The sequence below is a fragment of the Streptomyces sp. 8P21H-1 genome (genome assembly GCF_013302945.1).
The window spans coordinates 34,707-42,199 of the sequence record NZ_JABTYA010000256.1 but is presented as its reverse complement, the minus strand read 5'-3'; the positions used below and the strand labels follow the sequence as shown (position 1 = coordinate 42,199).

Genomic DNA, 7,493 nt, shown 5'->3' with positions numbered 1-7,493 from the left:
ACCCCGAACTTCACAGCCAGTTGATCGCGAACTTCACCAGACACACCCATACCAGATCAACGACCTGAACCACACAAAGCAACACCTTATTCTCCGGCAGACCCTAAGCCTCTGATGCCCTGGCGCATGAACGGCAGGGCGCTGAGCGCGAGGCAGAGTCAGCGGATGGCTCTGGCCATCCAGGACGATTTTAGAAGAGGCTCACTATCGGATCATCCGCCGATGACGCCATTGACGACTCTAGGAGGCCAGACACCCTCGCATAGAATTCCAGCCGAATAGGAATAAGCAACCAGCGACACCCGGTTCGGCATGCCAGTTAGCCTCAGTAGTCGACCAATGCGATATTCAACTGTCTGACGACTGATAAATAGCCGTGACGCCAAAGTCTCAGACGTCAACCCAATTGAAATTCCTTCCAGGATTTTGGCATCCATTGCGCTTAGGCTGCACTCATTATTGACATCGCATAGATTCACTCCGTCGACTGCGTGTATCGACAGGACGACCATACTCATGTCCGGAGTGCTACTCCGCAGAGCCGTGGCTACGACTAGGCCAATAAGCGGCGAGGCGGCAGCTCTCGGTAGGACAATCTTAGTAGTAAAGTTGGATATTGATCCATTGAATGATTGAACAAGGAGGTGATCCACTGGTTCGCGCCAATCGGGATCGACTAGATCATGAAATTGTTGACCGTAGATCTCGCCAGGACTCCTGCCGAGGATCTCAAGCAATTCTGCACTTCCGTGGACCACCTCGCGTTTTTGATTGAGGGAAACCAGCATGCCAATACTGGCCAATCGACTGACGTGATTCACATTCTCTTCCATTCCGGCTTGAGGTGCGAGCTCGATCTCATGCCATTCCATAGATAAATGGTTAGCCCGGAACGACAAATGATCAATCCAACGGAGAAGGCGGTCGCATGCCTTTCGCACAGGGGTGGTTGAGCAGCTGCAGGAGATCCGGGCATAGCGGACCGAAGCTCGTTCTCGCCGAGCTAATCATGAACGGCCGAGCAGGAGAGGCCGCCGGGTAGGCTAGGGCTTTTAGGTGCGCGCGGGCGTCAGGACGAGGCGATCCTGCGGATCCCGCTCACCGCAGCCAGGTCGTCAGGGAAAGGCTTTCCTCCCCTCGACTACCAAAGGCGATCGTCCGGGCCGCCGACGGACCGGTCAAGGTGAGGCAGTGGGCCTGGCAGTCCGAACCTGCAGTTTGTCCCGGTCGCTTGGACGCTACCGCGGATCCAACTGAAAACGCGGTCTCGGTGAGAGATAGATGCATGAACGACACTGCGACGCTGACGTTGGCGCCCGAACTGAAGTTCACGATGGATCCGCTCTTCTGCCCGCGGGAGGACTGTCTGAATCGTGACCAGCGGCGCGACAATGTTTGCATTCGGTTTCCTGAGCGTCACCCGGGTCAGCCACCGGCCATCGGCCGATTTATCGTGCGTCGAGGGACCGGAGCCAGGACTTTCATCAAGTGTCGTTAAAGCAGATCTTTGTGGTCCCCGTGAACGGGCCTCCGTGTTTGTCGCGCACCAACCTGGTGACCGCAATGTTCCTCGTCCCGGACCGACCAGGGCGGTGAATTCCTGCAGCCTTAGGTCCCCTCCGTGGTCGAGAACGGAGGAACCGCGGCGGCAGACAGATGGCGTCCCGCCGAGTGGTGTAGCCGATCAAATTGGCTGAACCCACAGGCCACGGCCCGAATCGCCCTCGCCAGAAGCCCCGTTGAGGCTCGTCGAGCTGGGACCAGCGGTGATCGCACAACGGCCGTGCAGCGCCACGTATCCGGACGCTTCGAAGCGGAGTGCCGGGCCGTGATCGGCTACACCACGACGGGGGACACGACCGGCAGACATGAGTATGCGGTTCAAGGGTGCCTCCAAAAAGATCAACAATTGGCCAGAGACGGTACATGTTCAGATAGGCGCCTGAACGGTGCGCGAAGCCGTGGTCCGCCGCTTGCAGGGATGTGCGGCGACGACACAAACCTACGACCAAGTCCTTTGCGACGCGTCACCCCAGGGATGTCTCTCCCTCGTAGCTCGCTCGGGTGACAGCTCACACCCCCGAGCTACATGGAGATCAGAAGCCAGCGTCGATGGTCTCGGTGTCATGCGCGTGTTCGACCCATAGCGCGCTTCAGATTCCAGGATGGATGGCATGAGCACCGCAGGTCATCAAATCGTGCTCGGCGTGACGCCTCGCAGTCGGTCGTTGCCGACCGAGTAGCAGCCGTGGAAGCAGCGCACCTCATGAGTGCGGTGGTAGGTAGTCGGAACTCGGTCAGGAAGTGTGCGTTCGGCCCAGCCGAGCCTGCGCTGGGCCGGATTCTGGGCGGCCCGAACTCCTCGAAGACGAGCAGACAGGCCGACAGCCGCGTGATCAACCGCTGCGACGAGAGCCGGACACTGTCGCGCGCAGAGGGCCCTTGTCCGGTTTGCCGACGGAGTTCTTGGGCAGCTCCTCGAGAACGTCCGCCTCGGTGGGGATTTTGTATCGGGCAAGCGACGCCGGGCAGTGGTCCTGCAGTTCCTCCGCCGTCACAGCGGTGCCCGGCCGGGTGGCGACGAAGGCGACCGGGACCTCGCCGTACCTGTCATGGGGCTTGCCGACCACGGCCGCTTCGAGTACCGCGGGATGGCGGTAGAGGCACTCCTCGATCTCTTTGGGGTAGATGTTCTCTCCGCCGCGGATGATCAAGTCCTTGATGCGGTCCACAATGCGCAGGTATCCGTCCTCGTCGAGGATCCCGACATCGCCTGTGTGCAGCCACCCGTTGCGGACGGCTTCAGCGCTCTCCTGCGGCCGGCCGAGGTAGCCGCGCATCACGTTGGCTCCGCGGATGAGGACCTCGCCTCGCTGGCCCGCTGGCTGAGGCTTGCCCTCCCCGGAGACGATCACGACCTCCTGGCCCGGCAGCACAATGCCCACCGTCCCGGATTTGCGCGGACCGGCCAGCGGGTTGATCGTGGACGCGACGCTGCCCTCGGAGAGGCCGTACCCCTCGATGGCCGGGAACCCGAACCGGGCCTCGGACCGGGTGAGCCGTCCGCCCGGCGCCGGCGCCGCTCCGCAGACGGCGAAACGGAGGCCGGAGGTGTCGGCCGCACACCCGGGCCGGGCCTCGAGTGCGGCATAGATGGTCGCCACGGCGGTCAAGACGTGTTTGCACCTGGGAACTTGGGAGAGTTGACACAGGTTCTGCCACCGGAGTTGGTTGATGCGGTTCTGGAGGAGAGGAAGCACGGGAACAACGGCTGCATCGTCTTCCCTCTCGGGTTGGCATGTACTTCGTCATGGCGTTGGGATTGTTCGAGCATCTCGGCGCTCGCCTTGTGTAGATCAAGCTGGTCTCGGGGCTGACCGTCCGCGTCCCTGAACCTTCCGAGAAGGCACTTCGTGACCTGCGCCGGCGGATCGGCCCGGCTCCGGTCAAGCGGCTCTTCGAGGCGCTGGCAGGGCCGCTGGCCAAGCCGTCCACTCCTGGGGTGAGTTACCGACGCTGGCGTACGGTCGCCTTTGACGGGTGCAGCAGCCTGATCGTCCCCGACCATGAACGGAATTGGTCCTGGCTCGGCCGCCCTGCCAGTCGGCTCGGCCAGGCCGGATATCCCAGACTGATGCTGATGACACTGTGCGAGACCGGGACCCGCGGCCTGATCGCTGCAGACTTCGGTCCCGTGGCCAGGGGCGAGATGTATTACGCCCAGCAGCTGACTTCGAACTTGACCCCGGACATGTTGCTCCTGGCCGACCGCGCCTTCCACACCAATGACCTGCTCGCGCAGACCGCGCGCCGCGGCGCAGAGTTCCTGGTCCGTTGCACCAGTCGTCGGCATCCGCCGATCCTGACGCTCCTGCCCGACGGCTCCTAACTCACGCACATCGCTGGCCCCGCCCTGCGCGTCATCGAAGCCGAGATCCGCACCCGCACCGCAGACGGCAGCACCTTTGGCGAGACCTATCGGCTACTGACCACACTCACCGACCACCGCACCGACCCCGCCCACCAGGTCGTCCGTCTGTATCACGAGCGCTGGGAGATCGAGTGCGCCTACCTGAAGGCTGTCCCGCAACTCGCAGCAGAGGCTGGCGGGCCATCACGGTCGGATCCTTTTGTCAGATTTAATCCAGACTCTTGACCTCAACGGGATCCCGGCGAAGTCACTCGACCCGGACACCGGCAAACAGGTTTTGGAGTTACGGGACAGCCTTTGGCACTGCGTCACACACTCCTCAAGGGCCGCGTCCTGCGCTCGAAGAACCCTGGCGGACTCACCTAGGAAGTATGGGGACTTCCCACCCTCTATCAGGCTTTGCGGTCCGTCATGGTCACGGTCGTGGAGACTCGGTCTGGCACCGACCCAGACCGAGTCGCCTTCACCGTCGCCCTGGAGACCGCGCGCGACACCGTCGTCTCCACTGTCCATCCGACAGCGGCCTTCAGGTACGACGTCCTGGCAGACCTGGTCGGACACATCGGCACCCGTATCTTGCACACCTTGCTCCCCGAACGCCGCCTGCGGACCTCCCGGCCTCCGGGGCGCTCAGCTTGCCAGGCCGTGCCGGTATGCGTAGACGACCGCCTGGACGCGGTCGCGAAGCTTCAACTTGGTGAGGATGCGGGAGACGAACGTTTTCACCGTCTCCTGGCTGATGACCAAGGCGGCGGCAATCTCGCTGTTGGAGAGGCCGTCCGCGATCAGCCGCAGCACCTCCAGCTCGCGGGGGGTAAGCGGGATGTCCGTGGCGGCACCGCGGACGGGGCGGATGCGAGCCGCGTACCGGCCGACGAGCTGGCGGGTGATGTCGGGGTCCAGCAGCGCCGCCCCCATGGCCACCGTGCGGATTCCCTGTAGCAGGCGGTCGGGCGGGGCGTCCTTGAGCAGGAAGCCGCTCGCTCCGGCGCGCAATGCCTCATAGACGTATTCGTCCAGGTTGAACGTGGTGACCACGAGGACCTTGAGGGGGTGGGCGACCCCGGCCCCCGCCAGCAGGCGAGTGGCTTCGAGGCCGTCGAGGACCGGCATGCGGATATCCATGACCACGACGTCGGGCGTGAGTTTGCGCGCGAGTTCGACGCAGGTCTGCCCGTCGCCGCATTCGCCCACTACCTCCATGTCGCGCTGTGCGTCGATGATGGTGACTAGGCCCATGCGGATGAGCGCCTGGTCGTCACAGATAAGGACCGTGGTCGGCGCGGCCCCGGATGGTTTAGATGTGCTCACGAGCGGCTCCTGGCCGGAATCCGCGCCCGGACAACGAAGCCGCCGCCCGCTCTGGCGTCCGCGCTGAAGTCGCCGCCGAGGACTTCGACGCGCTCGCGCAGCCCGGCCAGGCCGCGGCCGCTGCCGCCCGGGGACGCATGCCGCGACTCCGTATCCTCGGTGCTGACCTGCACTGTCGTCCCGCCCGGCGCGTACAGCACATGGACGAGGGTGCGGCTGCCGTGCGCGTATTTTAGGGCGTTCGTCAGCGCCTCCTGCACGACCCGGTACACCGCGACCTCGGTGCTGCCGGCCGTCTGCGGGGGCGTGCCGTCCTCGGTAAACTCGACAGGCTGCCCGGCCTGCCGTGTCTGCTCTACCAGGGCGCGCAGCTCCCCGACGGACGGGGTGCGCGGTTCGGCTCCGTGCTCCGGGTTCAGCAGGTCGAGCAGCTTGCGCAGGTCGGAGACGGCGCGGCGGCCGGCACCGGTGATCGCGGTCAGGTTGTGCTCCAAGCGTTCTGGGTTAGCAGTCAGGTAGCGGGCCGCCTCGGCCTGCACCACCATCGCCGTCACGTGGTGGGTGACCACGTCGTGCAGTTCCCAAGCGATGCGGGTGCGCTCGGCCGTTCGGCTCGCCTCGGCCACGGCCCGCCGACGTTCCGCCTCGGCGGCGCGGGCGGTCCGCAGGGACGAGCCGAACCACCACAGCACCGCCATCCCCGCATAGAACGTGGCGAAGCCAGCCGGACTTTCTGACCCGCCGTTCCCGGTGAGCGCCACGGCCAGCAGCACGTATGCGACGGTGACCAGCACGACGGTGGTGCGCCGGTACCGCTCCAGGTGGGCACCTGCGCTGAATACAGCGATGGTCAGCGCGGTGGCGGCGAGGGTGTGGTACCCACGGAGCTGGTCGGCTGCGAACCCGAGCGACACCAGCGCCAGGCTGGCGGCGGGCCAGCAGCGGCGAATGGCCAGGGGCAGGCACTCCACGGCGACGACGGCGATCGCCAACGCGTCCAGCGGCCGAGTGGGCACGTCGCCGAGCTGGGTGCCGTGGCTGTTCACCTCGGGCACCAGCGAGGCGAGGGCGAGCACCAGCGCCAGGGGGAGGTCGCGGACCGGGACGGGGAGCCTCCGCCACCGCTCCGCGGCGCGCCTGACGTCGATCATCGGGCAACTGTAGCGTTCGCGGCGACGTCGGCGCCCCGGCCGCCCGGCCAGATGACGTGACCGCGACGGTGGGCCACGACCAGGAAGATCAGGGTCAGGACGGCGCCTGCGCCGACCGCAGCCACGCCGCCCTCGGGGCCGAACTCGCCGCCGGTGAACAGCTCCGGACCGGTGATCGAGACGTCGAGCAGGCCTTTGCCGAGGCCGTTGCCGGACGACGTGAGGCTGAAGATGCCGGCGAGCAGGAAGTTCCAGGCGAAATGCAGGCCGATCGGCACCCACAGGTTGCGGAAGGCGGCGAAGCAGGCGGCCAGCATGAACCCGGCCTCGACGGCGATGGCCAGCGCCCCCCAGAGGGTGGCCTTGTCGTTGAGCAGGTGCATCGCGCCGAACGCCACACCGGTCAGGATCAGTGACGGGTACGTGCCGATCCGCTCTTCAACGATCCGAAACAGCACACCTCGGAACAGCACCTCCTCGGTCACGGCGGCGGCCGCCATGAACCCGCAGATACCGAACGTGTTCGGCACCGAGCCGGTGCCGCTGACGTGAAAGCCGCCATTGAAGGCCAGGTTGACCGCAACCGACGCGAACATCGCCGCGCCTATCAGCACACCCGTGACGAACCGCGAACCACCGCCGGCCAGTTCGGTGACGTCGCGATGCTCAGTGCGCCGCACAATCCAGCGGTAGGTGAGGATGACCAGGACCGCTGACAGCAAGCCGGCGGCGAGGGTCAGCCACGGGTTGTCCTGCACCGCGCTGGTCACCTGACCGCACACCACCATGACCGCCAGCACGGCCAGGAACTGCTTCACGAAACGCATGACGACTCCTTCACCAGCCCGCGGTCGGGGCGCCGCGGCTAGCAAGAACGCTATGGGTCAAAGACCCGGAGATCGTCACCGCGCAGTGGACACTTGCGCGTAGCTCGCTCGGGGGACAAGGCCCTGACCAGCAGGCGCGGAAGGATCAATGGAGAGCGTCGCCGACGTCGTGATCGAGCGATCCCTTCACCGCGTCCCGCTACCCGCGTGGGCCGCTCGCCATGCGTCCTTTCGCCATGCGTCCTTACTTGACGTCACCGTCTCGCCGTGCAT

The 7,493-nt window shown here is 65.2% G+C and carries 7 protein-coding genes and 1 pseudogene; 2 read left to right on the top strand and 6 right to left on the bottom strand.

Annotation, left to right across the window (positions count from 1 at the left end):
* Positions 1 to 212: 212 nt before the first annotated feature.
* From HO151_RS05220 to HO151_RS05215, 3 genes and pseudogenes are all read right to left on the bottom strand, one after another.
* The gene (locus HO151_RS05220) at positions 213 to 872 is read right to left on the bottom strand and encodes a LuxR C-terminal-related transcriptional regulator (RefSeq protein WP_173894931.1); all 660 of its coding nucleotides are present in this window, start codon (positions 870 to 872) and stop codon (positions 213 to 215) included.
* A gap of 1,337 nt (positions 873 to 2,209) precedes the next feature.
* Positions 2,210 to 2,367: pseudogene (locus HO151_RS07440) on the bottom strand (IS630 family transposase); the annotation flags it as partial.
* Between the two features lie 29 nt (positions 2,368 to 2,396).
* Positions 2,397 to 3,164, bottom strand: a complete 768-nt coding sequence (locus tag HO151_RS05215; RefSeq protein ID WP_368039428.1) for an AMP-binding protein — start codon at positions 3,162 to 3,164, stop codon at positions 2,397 to 2,399.
* A gap of 134 nt (positions 3,165 to 3,298) precedes the next feature.
* Here HO151_RS05215 and HO151_RS07435 point away from each other — a divergent pair, with 134 nt between their 5' ends.
* Together HO151_RS07435 and HO151_RS07430 are read left to right on the top strand one after the other, a co-directional pair.
* Positions 3,299 to 3,355, top strand: a complete 57-nt coding sequence (locus HO151_RS07435) for a hypothetical protein (RefSeq protein ID WP_254594746.1) — start codon at positions 3,299 to 3,301, stop codon at positions 3,353 to 3,355.
* 279 nt (positions 3,356 to 3,634) lie between these two features.
* A complete protein-coding gene (locus HO151_RS07430; protein ID WP_254594739.1) occupies positions 3,635 to 3,889 on the top strand; it encodes a hypothetical protein in 255 nt (84 codons plus the stop codon).
* 672 nt (positions 3,890 to 4,561) lie between these two features.
* On the opposite strand, the gene HO151_RS05200 is transcribed toward HO151_RS07430, so the two are convergent.
* Genes HO151_RS05200 through HO151_RS05190 form a run of 3 tightly spaced genes read right to left on the bottom strand, consistent with a single transcriptional unit; the run spans position 4,562 to position 7,220 of the window.
* Positions 4,562 to 5,242: a response regulator transcription factor gene (locus HO151_RS05200; RefSeq protein WP_173894928.1), complete on the bottom strand. Its 681-nt coding sequence runs from the start codon at positions 5,240 to 5,242 to the stop codon at positions 4,562 to 4,564.
* On the bottom strand, positions 5,239 to 6,393 hold the full coding sequence (locus HO151_RS05195) for a sensor histidine kinase (RefSeq protein WP_173894927.1): 1,155 nt from the start codon (positions 6,391 to 6,393) through the stop codon (positions 5,239 to 5,241). Before HO151_RS05195 ends, HO151_RS05200 begins: the two co-directional genes overlap by 4 nt.
* Complete coding sequence (locus tag HO151_RS05190) at positions 6,390 to 7,220, bottom strand: CPBP family intramembrane glutamic endopeptidase (protein WP_173894926.1); 831 nt, start codon at positions 7,218 to 7,220, stop codon at positions 6,390 to 6,392. The genes HO151_RS05195 and HO151_RS05190 overlap by 4 nt, the downstream gene beginning before the upstream one ends.
* Positions 7,221 to 7,493: the final 273 nt, after the last annotated feature.